Genomic DNA, 20,009 nt, shown 5'->3' with positions numbered 1-20,009 from the left:
ATTATAGAATAATACCTTATAAATATACAACTTTAATATGCAATGATAAATGTCATGCTTGTTACTTTTTGAATTTTTTAACAGGTTTTTCAACTACATCGATTTTGTTCTGAAGGACATAATTGGCTAATAATTTTTCTATCAATTCTTCTTTTGTAAGATGATGAAAAACTGTTTTAACTTTTGTTTTTAAATCATTTGAAATATCATGATTTGGTTTCGTTTTGAAGATTTGTTTCGCCCACAAAAGCGTATTATTTTCTTCAATACTTAATGCCGAAGGTTTTTTAAACTCAGAAAACTTTAATCCCAGTTCTCTTTCGAAATCTGCAATTTCCGCAACTTCTTCTTCCTGTAAAACGGTTAAAGAAAGTCCCTTTGCTCCCGCTCTTGCTGTTCTTCCGCTTCTATGAACATAAGTTTCATAAGCATCTGGCAAATGATAATTTACAACATAAGAAATTTCTTTTACGTCAATTCCTCTCGCAGCTAAATCAGTCGCTACCAATATATTGATATGTCCTTCACGAAACTGCTCCATAATTCTATCACGAATTCCCTGAGTTAAACTTCCGTGAATTGCTCCCGAAGAAAAACGATTTATAGCCAGATTTTTAGCTAGTTTATTTACAGCAGCTTTAGTTTTACAGAAGATAATACCACGTTCTCCATCTTTTGAATTAAGAAAATGCATTAAAACATCTAATTTTTCAATTGGATCTACTACAATATATTCATGATCAATACCTTGGTTTCCAATCACTTCCATACTAGCACTTACCTGAACTACATTTTTATTTAAGTAATTCTGAATCAATTGCTTAATTGTTCCCGGCAAAGTAGCTGAGAATAATAAAGTACGGTGTTTTTTAGGAAGTTCAGTAATGATTTGATCCAGGCTTTCTTTTAGAATCGAAACCATTTCATCGGCTTCATCTAAAACCAAATATTGCGTTTGTTTTAAATCAACTGCTTTTCTGTGAATCAAATCAATTAAACGTCCTGGTGTTGCCACAACAATATGTGTTGGCGAAGTAAGACGCTCGATTTGAGGTTTTATTGGAATTCCTCCGCAAGTTGCAGCACTGGAAATATTTGGAAGATACTTTGAGAAATCTTCTAAATTTCTAAAAATCTGATGACCAAGCTCTCTTGTTGGTACCAGAATAACAGCTTGAACAACTGGCAGTTCAGTATCAATTAATTGTAATAAAGGCAATCCGAAAGCAGCTGTTTTTCCTGTTCCTGTTTTGGCTAAACCTACAACATCATGGGTTTCAGTCAATAAAAGCGGAATTGTTTTTTGTTGGATTTCTGTAGGTTCAACAATGTTTAATTCGCCTAAAGCTTTTAAAATTGGTGATGATAGACCTAATGTTGAGAATTGTTTAGACATCTTTTATCTTTGTTTGTTTTGTTTTTATTTGTTTCAAGTTTTAAGTTACTTTCAAAACTTAAAAATTAGTTTTATTAATTCGAAAAGGAGAAATCACAATAGAATGAATTACTCTGAAATGTGATTTCTCCTTTTAAGATCATTATTTTGTTTAGATTTCAATAACTTGAAACATGAAACCTGAAACAAATAGAACTTCAAATTATCAATCTGGTTCGTTCATGATTTTTTCACGATATTTTTTACCTACTAATAAGGTTAATCTTTGCTTGTAATCATCTAGAAGCCACTCGCGGTAGTTTTTACTGCATTGACTTAAACATTTTGCATAACGCTTAATACGGCACTCAATATCGTCATCTAATTCTTTAGATAATGATTTTGCTTCCTGAAGCGTTTCTGTATTATCTACACACATTGCAGCATGTTGATCCAACGATTTGTCTAATACAATTTTAGAACGTAAATTTTGTTTTATTGCCAATTTATGCTCTTCATCTACATCAAAAGTAACTTCAGCTGTTTTACTGAATTTTGCTCTTAACTCAGGAGGCATAGTGTATTTAAAGAACATTTCGATCTCAGTATCATCTCTCAGATTTTCAAGATAAAATTCTGGAGATTTAAAAATGTGCTGCCAGTTTACTGGTTCACTCCATAATCCAAAACGAGCTGCATTGTTACCTAAATCAATAACCGTAAACTCATCTTTGCCAGGCAATTTACGAGAACCACGACCAATCATCTGATAATATAAAGTTAATGATTTTGTCGCTCTGTTTAAAATAATAGTTTCAACTGTAGGTTCATCAAATCCAGTTGTCAAAATTCCAACTGAAGTTAAAATCGCATCCGGAGTTTTCTTGAACCACTGCAAAATATCTTTACGTTCCTCAGAACTGCTCGTGTTGTCTAAATGTCTAATATCATAACCTGCTTCTCTAAAAGTTTCATAAACATATAAAGAAGTATGAATACCGTTATTAAAAATCAACGTTTTTTTACCTAAAGAGCGTTCAGTATAGGCATGCAGTAATTTCTCCTGCATTAAAGTATTAGTATATAAATCATCAGATGATTTTACTGTATAATCACCATTTATACCAACTTTAAGCGAAGTTAAACCAACATCATAACTATATGTAGTTGCTCTAGCCAAAAATCCTTGATCAATCAATGAACCAATTGTATCACCTACAATAAGTTCATCATAACTTTGATGCATTGGTAATTTTATATTCGAACTCAAAGGTGTTGCAGTTACTCCAAGAATAAAAGCATTTTTAAATGAGTTTAATAATTTTCTAAATGAATTGTAATGTGCTTCATCAATAATAACCAAACCAATATTATCAAGATGCAGTTTTTCATCATTGATACGGTTTTTTAAAGTTTCAACCATTGCGACAAAACATGAAAAATCATTTTGGTCAGGAAGTTCTTTTACTTTACTGTTAATGATTTTATTGCTTACGCCAAACCCCTTAAGCATTTTTGAGGTTTGTTTACAAAGTTCAATACGGTGTGTTAATACCACTACTTTTTTATCATTATTAGATAAATAGCGACGAACGATTTCAGAAAAAATCACAGTTTTTCCACCGCCTGTAGGCAATTGATATAATAAATGATGTTTTGAAGGAGCATTATCTAAACGTTCAAAAATGGCATCGATATCGCCTTTTTGGTATGCATAAAGTTCTTTTTTCTCTTCTCTTTCTATTTCTAAAGTGTTTTGAGACATTGTTTGTTTTTGGATTTTTGCAAAAATACACCGAAAAAACAGTTATTCATCTTATTTTAACCTAAAATAAATGTTTTTTTATAAATAAGATTTTTTATGGGAATGCATTTTAGAGGCTTAATTTGTCTAAAATAGCTTCAAAATCGTACTTATTTCTCCATTTTTGTTCTAAAACCATTTCATTTATTCCCTCAATTCTTGTTTTAAACTCAGCTAAAATTCCATTTGAAACTATAAAGTTAACAGCTTGTTCAAATGAATTTAACATGCTTTTGTAAAATAATTCCTGTTTTACAAAATTTTGAGAAGAATAAGTTTGAGCAATTTCTATATTATACAGCATTATATCAGCTGTAATGAACGAATCAACTCCAAGCATAATAAAATGTTTGATAATCTTCTGAGCTACAGAGCGACGCATTTTTGCTTTTGGATACCGTTTTGCACCTGCTTTTTTTACAGGAAAATATTCTTGCGAAATTTTAACCTTAGATTCTTGTAAAAGTTTGTCTTCTTTTGGATTAAAAACAAAATCATAATAAACTTTTACGGGACTGAATTTCTCATACAACTCCATAAGCTGCTCCTCGAGTTGTTCTTTACTCAATTCGGTCAAATATTTTTTTAAATCACGCTTGCTCATTATCAAAGTTTAAGATTGTAAAAGTAAATTACTTTATTGATACATAACTCAAAAACCAACAAGAATCCTTAATTTTGCTGCTATAATTTCAAAAAAATAGATATATGCTCAAGATTTTTAAAGTTACTGCGATTTTAGAGGGAATCTCTTATTTAGTATTATTTGCTAATATGCTTTTTATTAAAACTAACAACCCAGAACTATATCATACTTTATTACGTCCATTAGGAATGACACATGGCGTTTTATTTATTGGTTACATTATATTAGCGGTATTATTGAGAAAATCTCAAAACTGGGATTTTAAAACGTTTTTAATTATTCTTGTTGCATCATTAATTCCTTTTGGAACATTCTATATTGAGAAAAAGTATTTAGAAAGTAATGCATAAATTTTTGGATAAAATATTTAATTTTTTATATCCGCTTTTTAGAGATTGGGGAATGAACCGCAATGTTGCGTCGTACATCAGCCTGATTTTTAATATTGTCGTTATGATAGCTTTGGCTTATGCCATTTATTATGCCGCAAAATTTGTTCTGGTTACCTTAACTGCTGTTTTTGCACAGCGTACAAAAACAAAATTTGATGATTATTTAATTCATAATAAAACAACTAAATATACTGCCTATTTAATTCCGTTTTTCTTTATTTATAAAGCTGTTCCAATCATTCTAGATAAGTATGAGTATTGGGAATTGATGTTTGGAAAAATAGTCGGAATTTATATTGTTTTGATTAGTTTATGGATCATCAGAACTATTTTTAATGCGCTTCGTGATTATTTAAAGCAAAAACCAGAATACAGCGACAAACCAATTGACAGTTTTGTTCAGGTTATTATGATCGTGCTTTGGATTTTTGGTGTTGCCATGATTATTTCGACTTTATTCGGAATTAAGAAAGGCGAATTGCTGACTATTCTAGGAACACTTTCGGCAATTATTATTTTAATTTTTAGAGATACAATTTTAGGATTTGTTTCAAGTGTTCAAGTTGCCATTAATGATATGGTTCGTATTGGTGACTGGATCACAATGGACAAATTTGGCGCAGATGGTGATGTTATCGAAATTAACTTGACAACTGTAAAAGTTCGAAATTTTGATAATACGATAACAACGATTCCAACGTATGCCTTGAGTTCCGATTCTTTTCAGAACTGGCGCGGAATGCAAAAATCTGACGGAAGACGTATAAAACGACACGTTTTGATAAAAAGCAGCAGTATTCGCTTTTTGAATAATGATGATCTTAATCATATGAAAAAAGTGCAGCTGATAAGTTCTTATATCGAAACAAGACAAGCTGAAATTGAGAAATATAACGATCTTCGAGGAATTGATAAATCTCTTGCTCTTAATGGCCGCAATATGACCAACTTAGGATTGTTTAGAAAATACATCATGCAGTATCTTGTAACACACCCAGGATTAAATAAGGATATGCATATTATGTGTCGACAATTGCAATCTAGTGCTCATGGCGTACCATTAGAAATTTATGCTTTTTCTAGTGATAAACGCTGGGCAAATTACGAATACATTATGTCTGATATTTTCGATCACATAATGGCATCGGTTATATATTTTGATCTTGAAATATTTGAACTGCCGTCACAGATTGGTCATTTAGACAGATAGTTTACTCTTATAAATAAGATATTAAAAAAAGCCTCAAATTCAATTGAACTTGAGGCTTTTTACATTTTTAGAAATCAATTATTATCTAATTAATTTTCTATATTTCAAACGCTTTGGAGTTAAATCACCACCAAGACGTTTCTTTTTGTTTTCTTCGTAATCAGAGAAACTTCCTTCGAAGAAATAAACTTCAGAATCTCCTTCAAAAGCTAAGATGTGTGTACAAATTCTATCTAAGAACCATCTGTCGTGAGAAATAATTACTGCACAACCAGCAAAATTCTCTAAACCTTCTTCAAGAGCACGAAGTGTATTCACATCCAAGTCATTCGTTGGCTCATCCAGTAAAAGTACGTTTCCTTCTTCTTTCAAAGTCATTGCTAAGTGTAAACGGTTACGCTCACCACCTGATAACATAGATACTTTTTTATTTTGCTCACCGCCGCCAAAATTGAAACGAGATAGATAAGCTCTTGAATTAACCTGCTTTCCTCCCATCATAATCAACTCCTGACCATCAGCAAAGTTTTCCCAAATAGATTTATTAGGATCAATGTTTGAGTGAGATTGATCTACATAAGCGATTTTTACAGTATCACCAACTGAAAATTCTCCACTATCTGTTTTTTCCTCACCCATAATCATTTTGAAGATGGTAGATTTACCAGCACCGTTTGGTCCAATAATTCCAACAATACCAGCTTGCGGCAAAGTAAAGTTCAAATTATCGTATAATAATTTGTCTCCAAAAGCTTTGGCAACATTCTTCGCTTCGATAACATTTGTACCTAAACGAGGACCATTTGGAATGTAGATTTCCAAGTTTTCATCCAATTGTTTTTGGTCTTCATTTAATAATTTATCGTAATTCTGCAAACGTGCTTTTTGTTTGGTTTGACGTCCTTTTGCACCTTGACGAACCCATTCTAACTCACGTTCTAAAGTTTTTCTTCGTTTTGAAGCTACTTTTTCTTCTTGAGCCATACGGTTTGATTTTTGATCTAACCAAGAAGAATAATTCCCTTTCCATGGAATACCTTCTCCTCTATCCAATTCCAGAATCCATCCAGCAACATTATCAAGGAAATAACGGTCGTGCGTTACTGCAATAACAGTTCCTGAATATTGTGCTAAATGCTGCTCTAACCAAAGTACAGACTCAGCATCAAGGTGGTTGGTAGGCTCATCTAATAATAATACATCTGGTTGCTGCAATAACAAACGACATAAAGCTACACGACGACGCTCACCTCCAGAAAGATTTTTAATTGGAGTATCACCTTCCGGTGTACGCAAAGCATCCATTGCGATTTCTAATTTAGTATCGATTTCCCAAGCACCAAGAGCATCAATTTTGTCTTGTAAAGCTGCCTGACGATCCATCAATTTATCCATTTTATCTGGATCTGAGTAATTCTCTTCAAGACCAAATAAATCATTAATTTGGTTGTATTCTTCTAAAACAGCCATCGTTTCAGCTGCTCCTTCACGTACAATTTCGATAACAGTTTTAGAATCATCAAGAATTGGCTCTTGCTCTAAATAACCTACTGTATAACCTGGTTGAAAAACTACATCTCCTTGATAATTTTTATCAACTCCTGCAATAATTTTTAAAAGAGAAGATTTTCCAGAACCGTTAAGTCCTAAAATACCAATTTTAGCTCCGTAAAAGAAACTCAAATAAATGTTTTTAAGTACCGGTTTGTCTGCTCCTTGATAGGTTTTACTCAATTTCTGCATTGAGAAAATTACTTTCTTATCGTCTGACATTCTATTTATTTTTAATTATTTATTTTCTATGATTTTATGCCATAATTCAATTTGGCAAACTTAAACTAAACTCTGCCTTTCAATGCATTAAAAACCCAAGCGTTGGCAAAAAAACCAACACCTGCCGCCGCAAATCCCCAGCCAGAAACATCTCTGTATCTAAAAGCACCAAGACCTATAAGCAACAATCCCATAAGTACCATTATAAAAGTAGCCCATCCTAAAACGGTATTTTTATTCATTCCCATAATTGTGTAATTATTATTTTAAGTAGTAAATTTTTTAGAAAGGCAAATATCGTGAATTTTAACGGCTTAATTAAATATTTTATACAGCATTTCTTTTAACAAATCCGACTGTGGTAAAGCATTCGCTCCAACTCCTTTACTTTTAACATCAATATCACGTAATGCACCAACGATTTGACTTACTTTTCGCATTGGATAATTTTTCACAGCTAAATCATATTCCTTTAAAAAATAAGGATTTACACCAATTGCGGCAGCAACATTTTTAGGATTCTTATCTTTAAGTCCGTGGTATTTTAAAAGCTGAATAAAAAAACCAAACACTAATCCCGTAGTCATAACTAATGGATATTCTTTTGGGTTATGCGCAAAATTTTCAGCAATTTTATAGGCTTTTAACTGATTGCGTTCTCCAATAGCTTTACGAAGTTCAAAAACATTATAATCTTTACTAAAACCAATATTTTCCTCAATATGTTGAGGCGTAATCATTGTTCCTTGAGGTAAAATGATTTGTAATTTCTCTAACTCATTATTGATTTTACTCAAATCAGTTCCTAAAAACTCAACCAGCATTGCATTTGCTTTTGGATCAATTGTGTATTTTTTTCCTGCAAGGATACGTTTTATCCAATCTCCAACTTGATTTTCGTATAATTTTTTACTTTCGAAAACAATTCCGTTTTGAGCTAAAAGTTTAGTCACTTTTTTTCGCTTATCAAGAGTTTTGTATTTATAGCAAAAAACCAAAACCGTAGTTTCCATCGGATTATTAACGTACGACTCTATTTTATCTATTGTTCTTGATAAATCCTGCGCTTCTTTCACAATAACAACCTGACGATCAGCCATCATAGGATAGCGCTTGGCCGTTGAAACAATATCTTCTACAGAAACATCTCTTCCGTATAAAACAGTTTGATTAAAACCTCTCTCTTCTTCAGCCAGTACATTTTGTTCTATATATTCAGACAACTTATCTATATAATAAGGTTCTTCACCCATTAAAAAGTAAATAGGCTTTATATTCCCTGCCTTTATATCATTAACAATTTTTATAACTTCGTCCATTCAATTTTTTTTGTTTCACCTTTCAAGCTTCAAATTTCCCGCCTCAATAACTTGAAACTTTATCCCAAGACTTCGGGAGAAACCTGAAACTATTTTATATTTTTGCTTTATGTTAAAGCTAAATTTCCCTTCTTATACTTTCCGATTCAAAAATAGCGAAAATAAAGTGTCTATTTTTGATGAAATCAGGAAAAAATTTATCATTCTTACTCCAGAAGAATGGGTTCGTCAGCATGTAGTTCATTATTTAATGAACGAAAAAAAATATCCTAAATCGCTTATAAACGTAGAGAAAGTTTTAACAGTCAATGGTTTGCGAAAAAGATATGATGTCGTCGTTTTTAATTCAGACGGTACTATACACATATTGGTAGAGTGCAAAGCTCCAGAGGTTAAAATATCACAAACAACTTTTGATCAAATTGCACGTTACAATATGACAATGCAGGCACGGTTTTTGAATGTAACAAACGGACTGAGTCATTTTTACTGTCAAATGGATTTTGAGAATGAAAAATATCAGTTTTTAAGAGGTCTGCCAAATTACGGCGAATAAAATAATATTAAAATAAATAAAAATTACTTTTGGATAAAATAGCTGTTGTCATTTTAAACTGGAACGGAGTAAAATTGTTAGAGCAATTTTTACCGTCTATTTTACAGTATTCAGAAGAGGCCTCTATATATGTAGCAGATAATGCTTCAACAGATGATTCTATTGATTTCGTAAAGAGAAATTTTCCCACTATAAAAATTGTACAAAATACCGGCAACCATGGTTTTGCAAAAGGTTACAATGATGCGCTTCAGCATATAGATGCAGAAATTTATGCATTAGTAAATTCTGATATTGAAGTAACCGAAAATTGGCTGCAGCCTATTGTTGATACTTTTGAGAAAGAAAAGCAAACAGCCATTATTCAGCCTAAAATTCTTGATTTCAAAAACAAAGAGTACTTTGAATATGCGGGAGCAGCTGGAGGTTTTATTGATAAATATGGTTTTCCCTTTTGCAGAGGAAGAATCTTTGATACAATAGAAAAAGACAATGGTCAATACGATGATAATTGCGAATTATTTTGGGCTTCGGGAGCTTGCTTTTTTATTAGAAAGAAAGTATACCATGAATTAGGTGGTTTTGATGAGACCTTTTTTGCGCATCAAGAAGAAATTGATTTATGCTGGCGTGCCGCAAATGAAGGGCATATAATAAAGTACAATTCGAAATCTGTAGTGTATCACGTTGGCGGCGCTACATTACAACAAGGAAATCCGAAGAAAACTTTTTTGAATTTTAGAAATTCTCTATTAATGCTGGTTAAAAACCTTCCAAAAAAAGGATTATTTTTTGTGATTTTCTTTAGAATGGTTTTAGACGGAATTGCTGGTATCCGTTTTCTTACACAAGGTAAGTTCAAACATACTTTTGCCATTCTAAAAGCACATTTTTCATTTTATTGCATATCTTTAAAGTATCTAAGACACCGCAAAGATTTTCAAATACAAAAATACTATACCGTAAAAAGTATCGTTTACTTGTATTACATAAAGAAATTACTGGTTTTTAAAGAAATCTTTAACAGTAATCAAAATATTAAAAACTAAATTTGTAATCAACGTTTAATTAAATATAATACCTATGAGAAAAATAGTTATCGCACTATCAGTATTAATGGCCTTAACTTCGTGTGTATCGAAAAAGCAATACGCAGCATTAGAAGCTAAGAACAAAGAAACTCAAGACTTACTAAACTCTTGTACTGTTAAGTTAAATTCTTGTTTAACTGAAAAAGCTGCATTGGCCGCTACAGCAGAAAGCTATAAACAACACAATCAAGACTTAATCAGTACTTCTAAAGACTTAACTGTTTTAACTACTAAAGGAGCTGAAAACCTTGAAAAATCTTTAGAAAGCTTGAAAGAAAAAGATTTAAAAATCTCTAGACTTCAAGATGCACTTACTAAAAAAGACAGTGTAACTTTAGCTTTAGTTACAAGCTTGAAAGGTGCTGTTGGAATCAATGATCCAGATATCGAAATCAACGTAGAAAAAGGAGTTGTATTTATTTCTATCGCAGACAAATTATTATTCAAAAGTGGTAGCTATGATGTAACTGACAAAGCTAAAGGTGTTTTGGCTAAAGTTGCAAAAGTAGTAAACGACAAACCTGATTTTGAATGTATGGTTGAAGGTCACACAGATAATGTACCATACAAAAGCAACGGAATCTTGTTAGACAACTGGGATTTAAGTGTTAAACGTTCAACTTCTATTGTACGTGTATTAACAAATGACCTTGGTGTTAACCCTGCAAAATTAATCGCAGCTGGTAGAAGTTCTTATGTACCATTAGTAGCTAATGATACTCCAGATGACAGAGCTCGTAACAGAAGAACTCGTATTGTTGTTATGCCAAAAATCGATCAGTTCTACGACATGATTGAAAAAGAAATGAAAAAACAAGCAAAATAATTTAAAGTAACATACTTTATTATACAGAAAAAGCAGGTCAATTGACCTGCTTTTATGTATCCTTAATTTTTTTAATAACCAATTAAATATAAATCAAGAATAGCATTATTTTTAAATTAACTAACTAAATTATAACTTTATTAAAGTTAGGTATTTATTTTTAACTTTTATACGATTTAAGTTTTTTTTTACAAAATTCCTATATCTCCCTTTCCTTCTCTGACAATAACCGGCTCGTGTTCTGACAAGTCAATAATTGTCGATCCTACATTATCTCCATAACCTCCATCAATTACCAAATCTACAAGATTTTGCCATTTTTCAAAAATTAATTCAGGATCTGTTGTGTATTCAATTACATCATCTTCATCTCGAATCGAAGTTGAAACAACTGGATTCCCTAATTGGCGAACAATTTCTAAAATAATATTATTATCAGGAACACGAATACCCACAGTAGTTTTCTTTTTAAACTCTTTAGGCAAATTATTATTCCCTGGCAAAATAAAAGTATAGGGTCCTGGTAAAGCTCTTTTTAGTATTTTAAAAGTTGATGTATTAATCTGGCGTACATAATCTGATAAATTACTTAAATCATGACAAATAAACGAAAAATTTGCTTTCTCTAGTTTAACTCCTTTAATTTTTGCGATTTTTTCTAAAGCACGCGAATTAGTAATATCACAACCTAAACCGTAAACAGTATCTGTTGGATAAATTACCAAACCTCCATTTTGAAGCACTTTTACAACCTTTGCAATCGCAGCTTCACTAGGTTTATCTGGGTATATTTTTATAAATTCCGCCATAATATTTTTGTTTCAAGTTTCTTTTGTTTGCTTCGCCTGTTCGGCATTCTGCCTCGAGTCAAGTTTCAAGTTTGTGCTCCAAAACCTGAAACTTCAAACCTGAAACTTGAAACATATATTTATCCCACCACATCTAATTTAGCAAATCTCAGCAAAAGCTTTTTAATACCTCCTACTTCAAATTTGATCTCTGCTTTTTTATCAGCTCCAACACCTTCAAGATTAACCACTTCGCCTTTTCCAAAACGTTCGTGCATTACAACATTTCCAACCGTTAACTTATTATCAAACAAATTAGCACCTGAACTTACAGGCGCATTTCCTGCAACAGGTTTTAACTTTCGAATATTTAAATCTGGCTTCGGATTATTATCCGTTACATGTTTTGGAGGCGTTCCTCCTACTGGTTTTGCTAATCTCAATTTCGATTTATCAACATCTCCAAAAATGTCTCCGTCAATAGGCGATTTATAACGATAATTAGTCTCCGCAGGAGTCAAATATTCTAGAAACTGTCCATCGATTTCTTCAATAAAACGTGAAGGTTCACTATCAGTCAATTTCCCCCAGCGATAACGAGATTGTGCATACGTTAAATAAGCTTGGTGTTCTGCACGTGTTAAAGCTACGTAAAATAATCGACGTTCTTCTTCCAATTCACTTCTAGTACTCATACTCATCGCACTCGGAAACAAATCTTCCTCCATACCAACTACAAAAACATGAGGAAACTCAAGTCCTTTTGCTAAGTGAATCGTCATCAATGCTACACGATCATCATCATTAGTATCTTTATCCAAATCTGTTGCCAGAGCTACATCTTCCATAAATTCAGCCAAAGCACCTCTTGCACCATCAATTTCTTTTTGTCCTTCAGTAAAATCTTTAATACCGTTTAAAAGTTCTTCAATATTCTGAATTTTTGCCATTCCTTCAGGAGTCGCATCTTTTTTCAATTCTTGAACCAGACCCGTTTTTTTCGCAACATGGTCCGTTATATAAAAAGCATCCTGATTTTGATCAATAACCTGAAAACTCTGAATCATTGTTACAAAATCCTTCAGTTTATTCTTCGTTCCAGCATTCAGCTTTAAGTCAATTTTATCAATATTAACCATTACTTCCCAAATCGATCGTTTGTAATGATTGGCAGCAATAGTAAGTTTTTCTACAGTTGTATCTCCAATTCCACGAGCAGGATAATTGATAACACGAATCAACGCTTCTTCATCTTTTGGATTAATTACTAAACGCAAATAACACAAAACATCCTTTATTTCTTTACGTTGATAGAACGATAATCCTCCGTAAATTCTATACGGAATATCACGTTTTCTTAACGCATCTTCCATTGCACGAGACTGCGCATTGGTACGGTACAAAATCGCAAAAGAGCCATTATGAAGCTGATTCTGCATTTTTTGTTCAAAGATAGTACTTGCTACAAAACGACCTTCTTCAGCATCAGTCAAACTTCGGTGAACTTTAATTTTAGGTCCAAAATCATTTGCTGTCCAAACTACTTTATCAAGTTTGGTTTTGTTATGCTCCATTACCGTATTTGCGGCTTCAACAATATTACGGGTTGATCGGTAATTTTGCTCTAAACGGAACATTATAACACCCTCGTAATCCTTCTGGAAATTCAGAATGTTATTAATATTTGCTCCACGGAATGCATAGATACTTTGAGCATCATCTCCAACCACACAAATATTCTGGAATTTATCTGATAAAGCTCTTACAATCAAATACTGAGAGTGATTCGTATCTTGGTACTCATCAACCAAAATATAACGAAAACGGTTTTGATATTTAGCCAAAACCTCAGGAAAACGAGTTAATAACTCGTTGGTTTTCAATAACAAATCATCAAAATCCATTGCACCTGCTTTAAAACAACGCTCTACATATTGCTGATAAATATCTCCTAATCTAGGTCTTTTTGCCATTGCATCGGCCTCAACTAATTCTGGATTGTTGAAATATGCTTTTACCGTAATTAAACTATTTTTATAACTTGAAATACGTCCTAAAATCTGTTTCGGTTTATAAACATCACGATCCAGCTGCATTTCTTTAATAATCGAAGAAATTAATCTAGCAGAATCCTGAGAATCGTAAATAGTAAAATTCGATGGATACCCTAAATGATCTGATTCTGAACGCAGAATACGAGCAAAAATGGAGTGAAAAGTTCCCATCCAAAGGTTTTTTGCTTCAGATGCTCCCACAATATCCGAAATCCTGTGTTTCATTTCACGAGCCGCTTTATTGGTAAAAGTCAGCGATAAAATATTGAAGGCATCAATACCTTGAGCCATCAAATAAGCAATTCTAATTGTTAAAACACGGGTTTTCCCCGAACCTGCACCAGCAATAATAATCATTGGCCCGTCTTTTTTTAGAACGGGTTGTCGTTGCGCTTCATTGAGTTGATCAATGTACTTTTGCATGAAATTTTTCTCCATATGATGCAAAAATAAGAATTTAAAGAGAAAGTTCCTAAGATACTAAGACGCTAAGGTTCTAAGTTTTTTTGAAGCCGAAGAATAGGCATTTTATTAAATATGATTCCCTGCTTTCGGCTTTATCTCTCCTCCCGATAGCCATCGGGATACGAGGATATCGCCTCTATCAGGGCTAAACTCAAACAATTGACTTTCTTTAAATATTTTGAACCCTATAAGTGATATGAGTTTATTTAATTCTATTGTAAGTAAAACACTGAAAATGCTTATATTGACTGCAATTTTGAAAAACATATTAAAAATAAAGCTTATAATTTCTTATATCACTTATATGGTTTAAATAAACTATTTGAAGAAAACGTCGTAAGCAAATCGAATCAATGTTCCAACAACTACAACTAGAAAGAAAATTCTAATAAAACCATTTCCTTTATTAATCGCCAATTTTGCACCAAGCCATCCACCAAGTCCGTTACTAATTGCCATTGGAATTGCAATTGCCCAAATGATTTTTCCTTTAATAATAAATAAACAAATCGAACCAAAATTAGTCGCCAGATTAACCATTTTAGCATTTGCAGAAGCGTGTAAAAAGTCAAAACCCAAAAGTGCAATAAAAGCTACTACAAAAAAACTTCCTGTTCCAGGACCAATAAAACCATCATAAAAACCAACAATTACACTAATTACCACTGCATAAATTATCTGAGTGGTTTCTGAATGGTCTTTCGCAGCATGCTGACCAAAGTTTTTCTTAGCATACGTGTATATAAACAACAATGATAAAACAACAAGTAAAAGCGGCTTCATAAAATCATTGCTGACCATAGTTAATATTGTAGATCCCAAAAAAGCCGACGGAACAGCTAAACACATCATAATCAAGAGTAATTTCCATTGAATCACTACTTTTTTAAGATATTGAAATGCAGCAAAAGCGGTTCCAGTGAAAGCCGGAATTTTTAAACTTCCAATAACTGTTGAAACGGGAAGATTTGGCAACAAAATTAACCCCATTGGAGTTTGAATTAATCCGCCGCCGCCCACAATAGCATCGATAAATCCTGCTGCGAACGCTGCCAAACAAAGAAAAAGTATTACATATGAATCCATTAAAAGTATATTTTTGGTAGATTTTGAGAATCTGAATGCAAAAGTAAAGCTTACATTTTGTTTATTGCGATAAATTTAAACTTGATTTTTACTCAAAAAGCATATTTTTGCTAAAAAATTACCCAAATGGATTTTACAAAAATTATAGAATTAGCCAGTTATACTTTACCTGCAATTGTGACTGGATTTGTTGCGTACAGTTTTTTTGAACTGCACATTAAAAACAACGACAAAAAGCGTGCTTTTTTATTGAATAGAGATTATCAAAAGCAATCTTTACCTATACGTTTACAGGCGTACGAACGTATGACTTTATTTTTGGAACGTATTAATTTAACAAAATTATTAATTAGAATTTCTCCTATTTCAAACGATAAGCATGATTATGAAAATTACGTAATCGATCAAATTGAACAAGAGTTTGAACATAATTTAACGCAGCAAATTTATATGTCTGACGAGTGCTGGACAATTATAACTACAGCCAAAAATGCTACAATCCAAATGATTCGTAAAGCTGCAATGAGCGATAAAGTAGAAAATGCCGATAAACTGCGTGAAGTAATCCTGAATGACCTACTAGAAAAACAATCTCCAAGCAACGCAGCTTTAGGATATATTAAAAATGAAGTTGCTGAACTTTGGTAGAAACTAAAAGGCAAGATTTTACTTTTACATATAATATCTAAGTAAATCCTGCCTTTTATTATAGACTACATATTTTTTAACCACCATTTAAATTTTGGTTTAACCCACCATCCGTTTTTTTGATATTTATTTGAAACACTCAATTCACCAACTCCAATATCAAAATCACAATTTACATTTGGTACACGATAATCTGCCCAATTACATACTTTTTCTTTTCCAGTATTATTTGATTTCCAAACGCCAATAAAAACGTTGTTAAAATATTTATCAGAATTAATTTCGATATCATTATATTTCATCAAATCATTCTGATCTAAATACCAGAGAGATTGCATTATTCCCTGAAATTTACCTGAACCTTTTTGCTCCTTACTTTCTACAAATTCATAAGTTGCAGTCAATATCCCTTGATTTTTTATACCCTTGCTTTTGTATTCATCATCAAGACCAAATTTTGGTTGCTTGACTTCTTGAATCTTTATTACTGTAATTTTTCCTGTAAAATCACAAAGATTTGACTTAACCATTGATTTGCCAGAAATTATATATTCATTACTTTTTTCTTCACTTCTTTTTATCGAAATAAACTTAAACAATATTCTTTCATAATTATCTCCAATAATACCATAAATCAAATTTGCATCAGTTTGATTCCATACTTCTAAAAAATCATATTTAATATATTTATTTAGTTCATTCTTTTGAAATATTTCGTCATCCTCTAGAATTTTTGTTCTGCACAAATTTTGACTCCACAAATTAAAACAAAAAAATAAACAAGTAAACAGAGCAATTTTATTCATACTATGCTATTTTGTTGTCACTCATCACTTCAGACTTGTTCTGTGCATATTCATAACCTTGCTCCCACCATTTCTTCATTACCTCTTTATTAAAGATCAAGGCATTATCTGTCAGTTTGGTTGGTGTGTAATACAAATTTAGCTTCACATCTTTATTGTTTGCCATAAGCTTTCCTATTGCGATATCGTGTTTTTCGACTTGATCTAAGGCAATTCGAAACAAATCAATCATCAAGGAAAACGGATTTTTACCAATTACTGTCTTTGTTGTATTAACTTCGGTTTCAAGGATTATAACATCAATTTCGGTTGCGCCGCGATTAATAGCTTCGCGAATAGGAACTAAACTTGAAAATCCTCCATCTCCATATTCTGAATTGTTTTTAGTAACCAAACTCATAAACGGAACATAATTACTGGAAATCCACGACCATTCGCAAAACTCTTCGTAACTGCAGTCTTTAACCGATTTATACTCCGATTCGTTTTTGGTAAAATTGGTTACAGTTATAACAACATCAGTATCTAATTTTTTCAATTTATTAAAATCGGACAGCGAGAAATTATTCTGAATATATTTTCTTAAACCTTTACTTTCACCAAAAGTTCTTTTTCCTTTAAAGAATTGACGTAATACATTGAAGTGATTGATGGTAACAATATCTATTCCTTCTTTTACTTTAACTACAAACGGGCAAATATTAAAAATACTAGCCATGGTGACATTAGTATAAACGGAATGGATTTTTTTAATATGACCAAGTGCGAGATGCGGAATTAGAAGACTTCCTGTAGATGTTCCGATAAACAAATCATATTCATTTCTTTTTTCTTCAATCAAATATTGTGCAACTCCGCCGGCAAATGCGCCTTTACTTCCACCGCCAGAAATAACTAATGCTTTCATAAAATTTAATGTAGGTTTGTTTTTTGATTTTTTTAAAAGAAACAAGAATAAAGACTTCTTTTAATCGCTAGTTTCTTGCATCTCTCTTATTGCTTCTATTTTCTATTCTACTCTTTCAGCAAACGATTCAATTGATATTGTTCATCGGGGTTTAAATTAGGTAAAATTCTATTAAACGAAGCACGCATTTCTGAATTTTTTAATAAAATCCTAATAGAATCTCTTCCAAATTTTGAAAACTGCCACATATGATGAGTTGTTGCGCTTACTAAATTAGTTAAAACCTGATCGTTTATAATTTTAAAAGCAATCAGTTTTTCAAGGGCATTCTGACGTGTTGGAGCTTCATATTTAGTTGAAGAAAAAGCAATAAGTTCGTTTACTAATTCTTCGGGATTTGTACTGTAATCAGGTGTTGATAAAGCCAGCGAAAGCCATAATGTTCGAAGATTAAAGTCATTAAACCCAATCCAGTCTTTAGATTTATTCAAGTAATCTGCTCTATGATTTGGGAAGTTTTTCCACAAATAAAACAGTGCGATTTCTTGTGTTTGATACGATTTATCATCAAGCAAAGTTTCATATTCAGCTCTAAAATCTTCTGGAATTTTAGCCAATGAACTTGCAACGGCTTGTCTGACTTGAGTATTATTTGTTTTTAATGCAGTTTGTAAAAGAGTTTTCTTTGCTTCGTATTTTTCAATTTCTAATTGATCTACAATTGCTTCTTTTACAGATTCATAAACATCAGACTCTAAAGTTTTTCTTAAGACATCTTCTTTCTCAGATAATGGCGTTTTTTTAAGTTTGTCAATTTCTAAACGAGTTTGAATTGCTTTATTTTTACTCAGTAAAGCATTTGCTGTCGGCGTATCAAAAACTGTCGATTCCAGCCAAGTTTTTTGAAATTTATCAAGATCAAAATCAGATACTTTTTTTATTTCGTCAAAGAAATCTTGAGTTGTCACGGTTTGATAAGCAAACTTTTTCAAGTAGCTTTTTATTGCTTTTTTAAAAGCCTTGTCTCCAATTGATTCATGCAGTACAAACAGTGCCCAAGCTCCTTTTTCATAAAAAGTGAGCGAACTTGCTTTTGCATTCAAAACCGGAATAGAATCTGTTCGTGAGGCAAATTTTATTTGCTGCGCAGTATTGTATAATTTCGAGTAAAAGAAATCGTCTCCATAAATTTCTCTTTCTGCCAAAGCAGCAAAATAAGTTGCGAAACCTTCTTGAAGCCAATGATGCTTACTGCTTTCGGCTGTAATTAAATCTCCAAACCAATGATGTGCCAACTCGTGTGCATCGACATTTGTATAACTTCGATCTTCAAAACCAATAGAATCTACCACATAACGAGTTGCCAAAAGTGTGGAAGTTGTATTCTCCATTCCAGCGTATAAAAAATCGCGGACAGGAATTTGTCTGTAAATTTTCCAAGGATATTTTACTCCGATTTCTTTCTCTAAAAAATCAAAAATACGTTTAGAATAACGATACGTTGGCTCAAAACGTTTTTTATCTTTTGGTTCTAGATAATATTCTAACGGAATTCTAGATTTTGAGAGCATTTCTGTTTTATCATATTTGCCAATTGCAAGCATCAATAAATAAGAACTCATTGGTTTCTCCATTTCGTATTGCCAGTGAAACAAATCGTCTTTGCTTGTTTTTTCTTTTAAAATACCATTTGAAATTACCTGATACTGGTTATTGTAAGTAATACATAAATTAAAAATCAATTTCTCATTGACATCATCAAAACTCGGAAACCAGTTACTGGTGTATCTTCCCTGTCCTTGCGTCCAGATTTGAACATCATCATTTTCAATTTCAACAAAATACAATGCTTGTTTTGGCTTTACAGTATAATTGAATGTTAACTGCTTGTTTCCTTTTTCAAAATGACTAACAATTTGTAATTCTTTACCCGTATTTACAAAAATTGCATTTTCACCATTTATTTGAACATTAGAGAATTCCATATTCTTAGCATCCATTTTTATCGTATCAACAGATTGCAAAACGCTAAAATCGTAAACTACTTTTCCTGCAATTGTTTTTTGTGCATTATCGATAGTCAATTGTGCATTAACCGATTTAAAATCGACAAATTTAGTTTGCTGCGCAAAAAGGAAAGTGGTAAATAATAAGAATATATATTTCATTGAAATAAATTTGAAAGCGAAAATCCCAAAGTTACAAAGGTTTCATCAACAAATCGAATGAAATTTGTAAGTTTACCACACTAAAATCCCAAAAC

18 protein-coding genes are annotated in these 20,009 nt (G+C 32.1%); 6 read left to right on the top strand and 12 right to left on the bottom strand.

The genetic code is table 11. The features are described 5' to 3' along the window. Window positions 1-61: 61 nt before the first annotated feature. The 3 genes from NLG42_RS16655 to NLG42_RS16645 all read right to left on the bottom strand — a co-directional run bounded on the left by NLG42_RS16655 (window position 62) and on the right by NLG42_RS16645 (window position 3,783). Window positions 62-1,396, bottom strand: coding sequence for a DEAD/DEAH box helicase (locus tag NLG42_RS16655; RefSeq protein WP_257681615.1), 1,335 nt, complete (start codon window positions 1,394-1,396; stop codon window positions 62-64). 205 nt (window positions 1,397-1,601) lie between these two features. Then, on the bottom strand, window positions 1,602-3,140 hold the full coding sequence (locus tag NLG42_RS16650) for a DEAD/DEAH box helicase (RefSeq protein ID WP_089055676.1): 1,539 nt from the start codon (window positions 3,138-3,140) through the stop codon (window positions 1,602-1,604). A gap of 109 nt (window positions 3,141-3,249) precedes the next feature. Continuing rightward, entirely contained in the window at window positions 3,250-3,783 is a 534-nt protein-coding gene (locus NLG42_RS16645; RefSeq protein ID WP_089057832.1) for a DUF6155 family protein, read from the bottom strand. A 104-nt stretch (window positions 3,784-3,887) separates the two neighbouring features. Between NLG42_RS16645 and NLG42_RS16640 the strand changes: the two genes are divergently transcribed. Next, entirely contained in the window at window positions 3,888-4,175 is a 288-nt protein-coding gene (locus NLG42_RS16640) for a DUF3817 domain-containing protein (protein WP_089055674.1), read from the top strand. Then, the gene (locus tag NLG42_RS16635) at window positions 4,168-5,427 is read left to right on the top strand and encodes a mechanosensitive ion channel family protein (RefSeq protein ID WP_099718277.1); all 1,260 of its coding nucleotides are present in this window, start codon (window positions 4,168-4,170) and stop codon (window positions 5,425-5,427) included. Before NLG42_RS16640 ends, NLG42_RS16635 begins: the two co-directional genes overlap by 8 nt. A gap of 81 nt (window positions 5,428-5,508) precedes the next feature. Here NLG42_RS16635 and ettA read toward each other — a convergent pair whose 3' ends face one another. The 3 genes from ettA to holA form a co-directional block, all read right to left on the bottom strand. Further along, window positions 5,509-7,200 (bottom strand): energy-dependent translational throttle protein EttA, encoded by a 1,692-nt coding sequence (gene ettA / locus NLG42_RS16630; RefSeq protein ID WP_089057834.1) that lies wholly within the window; start codon window positions 7,198-7,200, stop codon window positions 5,509-5,511. A 65-nt stretch (window positions 7,201-7,265) separates the two neighbouring features. Continuing rightward, window positions 7,266-7,448, bottom strand: a complete 183-nt coding sequence (locus tag NLG42_RS16625; protein ID WP_071637907.1) for a CAL67264 family membrane protein — start codon at window positions 7,446-7,448, stop codon at window positions 7,266-7,268. Window positions 7,449-7,514: 66 nt separating this feature from the next. Continuing rightward, complete coding sequence (holA, locus tag NLG42_RS16620; RefSeq protein ID WP_089057835.1) at window positions 7,515-8,519, bottom strand: DNA polymerase III subunit delta; 1,005 nt, start codon at window positions 8,517-8,519, stop codon at window positions 7,515-7,517. Window positions 8,520-8,628: 109 nt separating this feature from the next. Between holA and NLG42_RS16615 the strand changes: the two genes are divergently transcribed. From NLG42_RS16615 to NLG42_RS16605, 3 genes are read left to right on the top strand one after another with little or no spacing between them, the layout of a single operon-like run. After that, entirely contained in the window at window positions 8,629-9,075 is a 447-nt protein-coding gene (locus tag NLG42_RS16615; RefSeq protein WP_089055670.1) for a type I restriction enzyme HsdR N-terminal domain-containing protein, read from the top strand. Between the two features lie 29 nt (window positions 9,076-9,104). Beyond that, window positions 9,105-10,124, top strand: coding sequence for a glycosyltransferase family 2 protein (locus NLG42_RS16610; protein WP_257681614.1), 1,020 nt, complete (start codon window positions 9,105-9,107; stop codon window positions 10,122-10,124). Window positions 10,125-10,158: 34 nt separating this feature from the next. Next, window positions 10,159-10,992: an OmpA/MotB family protein gene (locus tag NLG42_RS16605; RefSeq protein WP_089057837.1), complete on the top strand. Its 834-nt coding sequence runs from the start codon at window positions 10,159-10,161 to the stop codon at window positions 10,990-10,992. Between the two features lie 188 nt (window positions 10,993-11,180). On the opposite strand, the gene NLG42_RS16600 is transcribed toward NLG42_RS16605, so the two are convergent. The 3 genes from NLG42_RS16600 to NLG42_RS16590 form a co-directional block, all read right to left on the bottom strand. Then, the gene (locus tag NLG42_RS16600; protein WP_089057838.1) at window positions 11,181-11,801 is read right to left on the bottom strand and encodes an L-threonylcarbamoyladenylate synthase; all 621 of its coding nucleotides are present in this window, start codon (window positions 11,799-11,801) and stop codon (window positions 11,181-11,183) included. A 119-nt stretch (window positions 11,802-11,920) separates the two neighbouring features. Beyond that, window positions 11,921-14,257 (bottom strand): ATP-dependent helicase, encoded by a 2,337-nt coding sequence (locus NLG42_RS16595; protein ID WP_099718275.1) that lies wholly within the window; start codon window positions 14,255-14,257, stop codon window positions 11,921-11,923. Window positions 14,258-14,617: 360 nt separating this feature from the next. After that, complete coding sequence (locus tag NLG42_RS16590; protein ID WP_257681613.1) at window positions 14,618-15,385, bottom strand: sulfite exporter TauE/SafE family protein; 768 nt, start codon at window positions 15,383-15,385, stop codon at window positions 14,618-14,620. 126 nt (window positions 15,386-15,511) lie between these two features. Here NLG42_RS16590 and NLG42_RS16585 point away from each other — a divergent pair, with 126 nt between their 5' ends. Continuing rightward, window positions 15,512-16,033: a DUF7935 family protein gene (locus tag NLG42_RS16585; RefSeq protein ID WP_257681612.1), complete on the top strand. Its 522-nt coding sequence runs from the start codon at window positions 15,512-15,514 to the stop codon at window positions 16,031-16,033. Between the two features lie 65 nt (window positions 16,034-16,098). Here NLG42_RS16585 and NLG42_RS16580 read toward each other — a convergent pair whose 3' ends face one another. The 3 genes from NLG42_RS16580 to NLG42_RS16570 form a co-directional block, all read right to left on the bottom strand. Continuing rightward, the gene (locus NLG42_RS16580; protein ID WP_257681611.1) at window positions 16,099-16,839 is read right to left on the bottom strand and encodes a hypothetical protein; all 741 of its coding nucleotides are present in this window, start codon (window positions 16,837-16,839) and stop codon (window positions 16,099-16,101) included. 1 nt (window position 16,840) lies between these two features. Beyond that, window positions 16,841-17,746: a patatin-like phospholipase family protein gene (locus tag NLG42_RS16575; protein ID WP_257681610.1), complete on the bottom strand. Its 906-nt coding sequence runs from the start codon at window positions 17,744-17,746 to the stop codon at window positions 16,841-16,843. A gap of 107 nt (window positions 17,747-17,853) precedes the next feature. After that, window positions 17,854-19,914 carry a M1 family metallopeptidase gene (locus NLG42_RS16570; RefSeq protein ID WP_257681609.1) on the bottom strand — a complete coding sequence of 687 codons (2,061 nt, stop codon included), beginning with the start codon at window positions 19,912-19,914 and terminating at the stop codon, window positions 17,854-17,856. Window positions 19,915-20,009: the final 95 nt, after the last annotated feature.

Origin of the sequence: Flavobacterium plurextorum (assembly GCF_024638035.1) — a bacterium.
GTDB classification, from domain to species: domain Bacteria; phylum Bacteroidota; class Bacteroidia; order Flavobacteriales; family Flavobacteriaceae; genus Flavobacterium; species Flavobacterium plurextorum.
The sequence above is the reverse complement of the archived record's forward strand: the minus strand, read 5'-3'. Positions and strand labels throughout refer to the sequence as shown.

Coding starts and splice junctions, on each gene's coding strand:
- NLG42_RS16600 (WP_089057838.1), bottom strand. CDS start 11,801: ATGGCGGAATTTATAAAAATATACCCAGATAAACCTAGTGAAGCTGCG.
- NLG42_RS16580 (WP_257681611.1), bottom strand. CDS start 16,839: ATGAATAAAATTGCTCTGTTTACTTGTTTATTTTTTTGTTTTAATTTG.
- NLG42_RS16605 (WP_089057837.1), top strand. CDS start 10,159: ATGAGAAAAATAGTTATCGCACTATCAGTATTAATGGCCTTAACTTCG.
- NLG42_RS16595 (WP_099718275.1), bottom strand. CDS start 14,257: ATGCAAAAGTACATTGATCAACTCAATGAAGCGCAACGACAACCCGTT.
- NLG42_RS16615 (WP_089055670.1), top strand. CDS start 8,629: ATGTTAAAGCTAAATTTCCCTTCTTATACTTTCCGATTCAAAAATAGC.
- ettA (WP_089057834.1), bottom strand. CDS start 7,200: ATGTCAGACGATAAGAAAGTAATTTTCTCAATGCAGAAATTGAGTAAA.
- NLG42_RS16590 (WP_257681613.1), bottom strand. CDS start 15,385: ATGGATTCATATGTAATACTTTTTCTTTGTTTGGCAGCGTTCGCAGCA.
- NLG42_RS16640 (WP_089055674.1), top strand. CDS start 3,888: ATGCTCAAGATTTTTAAAGTTACTGCGATTTTAGAGGGAATCTCTTAT.
- NLG42_RS16655 (WP_257681615.1), bottom strand. CDS start 1,396: ATGTCTAAACAATTCTCAACATTAGGTCTATCATCACCAATTTTAAAA.
- NLG42_RS16585 (WP_257681612.1), top strand. CDS start 15,512: ATGGATTTTACAAAAATTATAGAATTAGCCAGTTATACTTTACCTGCA.
- NLG42_RS16650 (WP_089055676.1), bottom strand. CDS start 3,140: ATGTCTCAAAACACTTTAGAAATAGAAAGAGAAGAGAAAAAAGAACTT.
- NLG42_RS16625 (WP_071637907.1), bottom strand. CDS start 7,448: ATGGGAATGAATAAAAATACCGTTTTAGGATGGGCTACTTTTATAATG.
- NLG42_RS16570 (WP_257681609.1), bottom strand. CDS start 19,914: ATGAAATATATATTCTTATTATTTACCACTTTCCTTTTTGCGCAGCAA.
- NLG42_RS16645 (WP_089057832.1), bottom strand. CDS start 3,783: ATGAGCAAGCGTGATTTAAAAAAATATTTGACCGAATTGAGTAAAGAA.
- NLG42_RS16635 (WP_099718277.1), top strand. CDS start 4,168: ATGCATAAATTTTTGGATAAAATATTTAATTTTTTATATCCGCTTTTT.
- holA (WP_089057835.1), bottom strand. CDS start 8,519: ATGGACGAAGTTATAAAAATTGTTAATGATATAAAGGCAGGGAATATA.
- NLG42_RS16575 (WP_257681610.1), bottom strand. CDS start 17,746: ATGAAAGCATTAGTTATTTCTGGCGGTGGAAGTAAAGGCGCATTTGCC.